The 2,660-nt window shown below is 68.8% G+C and carries 2 protein-coding genes; both read left to right on the top strand.

Features of this window, described 5'->3' with window-relative positions; translation table 11 throughout:
- On the top strand, nucleotides 1-1,071 hold a 1,071-nt coding region (locus tag VGS97_RS07115), incomplete at its 5' end, for an NYN domain-containing protein (RefSeq protein WP_326852443.1).
- A gap of 218 nt (nucleotides 1,072-1,289) precedes the next feature.
- On the top strand, nucleotides 1,290-2,660 hold a 1,371-nt coding region (locus VGS97_RS07110), incomplete at its 3' end, for an HNH endonuclease (protein WP_326852442.1).

The raw sequence follows: 2,660 nt of genomic DNA, 5'->3' as shown, positions 1-2,660 counted from the left end.
GTCACGGCCTTCGACGCGGGCGTCTTCCCGGCCGCCGCCGACCCGCGGGACGTGGCGGCGCTCGCGTACCTCGTGCGCCCGGTCGGCTGGCCCGAACTCGTCGAAGAGGCCGAGTTGGCCGCACGCGCCGCCGAGCGCGCCATCGCTGACGAGCACCTTGGCGACGAAGTGGCGCGCCTGAAGGCCGAGATCGACGCGCTACGCGACGCCGCGAAGGCGGACGTCGAGCGGCTCAAGGCTGAGGTTGTCGCCGAGCGGCGCGAGGGCGACTCGCTACGCCGCCGTAACCGGCAGCTGGAAGCTGACATGCGCCGCGCGCAGGCTGAGGCGCGTAAGGCCGCGGCCGAAGCTGAGGAAGCCCGCACGCAGGCCGCAGGAGCCGTCTCCGGCGCCGAAATCGAGCTGCGGCGGGTGCGGACCCGTCTCGCCGAGGCTGAGGCCGCTCTGGAGGCCGCACGGCGCAGCACGCGCGAAACCCGCGGCGCCGAGGAAGTGCGACTGCGGCTGCTACTGGAGACCATCTCCGAGGCCGCCACCGGCTTGCGCCGCGAACTCGCGCTCTCACCCACCGAGCAGCGCCCGGCCGACACGGTCGACGCGGTACGTCCGGCCGCGCCAGGAACCGGCGACGTGCAAGGCAAGGCGCGTGCGCATGACGACCCAGCGGTGCTCGACCAACTGCTCGCGTTGCCACGCGCGCACCTGATCATCGACGGCTACAACGTAACGAAGACCGGGTACCCGACGCTGTCTCTGCACGAGCAGCGCGTCCGTCTGCTTCGCGGCCTCGGCTCGATGGCGGCACGTACCGGCGCCGAGGTGACGTGCGTATTCGACGGCGCCGAACTCGGCGGACCCGTCCCGGTACCGCAGCACAAGGGCGTGCGCGTTCTCTTCTCCCGTCCCGGCGAAATCGCCGACGAGCTGATCCGCCGACTAGTCGCCGCGGAACCGCAGGGGCGCCCGGTGATCGTCGTATCGTCCGATCGCGAGGTCGCCGAGGGAGTGCGGCGCTCAGGCGCACGCCCAGTACCTTCGGCGATGCTAGTGCGCGCACTAGCCCGCGGCTGACGAAGTAAGCCCCCAACGCGTATCACGCGTATCGCATGTATTAGATGTGTCAGGCGTGTCAGGCGTATCACATGCCGGGAGAGGAGATGGGAGTCAATGGGAATAAGTATGACTTATTGTAATCTACGCCATACATTCGGCACCTTCGATAGAATTGGATTAGAGAGAAACACTCCACCACCTGCGTCGATGCCACCGGCACACCTGAGAGGCCCACCATGGACACGATTGAGATTGCCCCCGAAGTCACGGCCGCAGTCACGGCTACAGTCGCGACCGCAGTCACTGCCGCAGCCCGGTCGCATGCGGATGCAATGGCTGCGCGCTTGGCCGGGTCGGTGCCGTGCGCGGGGGCGCTGGACGAACTGGTGTTCGATGATCTCTCGGCGGCTGGTTGCCTGGATGTGGTGCTTGCGTGGGAGCGGCTGTTGCGTCACGCGCACGCCGGGCTGGTCCGCAGCCTTGCCGCCCTGGCCCGCCACGAGCCGGAAACCGGTGGCGGTGGCAATGGGGGTGGCAATGGCGATAGGGGTGGCGGTTGGTTGTGGTTGGTGGAAAGCGAGTTGAGCGCCGCCCTGGCCTGGTCCCCCGCCACCGCCCAGGCCCGGCTGGCCGACGCCCACGCCCTCACCCGCCTGTTCCCCAGTACCCTGCGCCAACTCTCCCAGGGTGAGGTCTCTATCGAGCAAGCCCGCGCCCTAACCCAACTGACCGCCGGCCTCGACGACTCGACCGCCCGGGCCGTCGAAACCCGCGTCCTACCCCGGATGGCAGGCCAGAGCGCCGCAGTCACCCGCCAGGCCATTCGTCGCGCCGTGCTGCGCGCCGACCCGGACGCCGCTGCGAATCGTCACCGTCACGAGCGTGCTCGCCGCCGAGTCGAACTGCGCGCCGAAGACGACGGGATGGCCACGTTAAGCTTTTACCTGCCGGCCGATGTGGCGCAGATGGCCATGCGCACCCTCACCGCCCTAGCCCAGAGTGCGAAGCGCAAGAACACCAACACCAACCCCGCCGATAAGCGCACGCTCGACCAGTGCCGCGCTGACCTGCTGCCCGCGCTCCTGTACCACGCTGCCTGCGGCAACACCGCCGGAACCGGGCCAGCGCCATCCACCCTCCCGACGCTCCCGGCCGTGCCGGCGCACGTGAGCGTGGTGGTGAACATCGAAACCCTCCTGGGCCTAAGCCACGAGCCCGGTCACCTTACCGGCTACGGCCCCCTGTGCCCCGAACAAACCCGCCGCATCGCATCAGCACACACCGCCCAATGGCGCTTCCTGCTCACCTCCACCGACGGCACCCTCGTTCACGCCTCGCCCCGCACCTACACACCCCGCGCCGCCATCAAGCGCCTCACCCAGCTCAAGCACAACACGTGCGTGTTCCCGCACTGCCACATGCCCGCCGACCGCTGCGACCTCGACCACAACCAACCCTTCAACCAGGGCGGACCCACCACCCCCGAGAACCTCACACCCCTTTGCCGCCGCCACCACAACCACAAAACCCACAACCACTGGAAACTCAACCGCACCAACGACACCCTCGCCTGGACCTCACACCTCACCGGACGCGACTACACCACC

This window comes from Actinocrinis sp. (genome assembly GCF_035946395.1).
GTDB lineage: Bacteria > Actinomycetota > Actinomycetes > Streptomycetales > Catenulisporaceae > Actinocrinis.
Note: the sequence above shows the minus strand (reverse complement) of the source record. Positions and strands in the feature narration are given on the sequence as shown.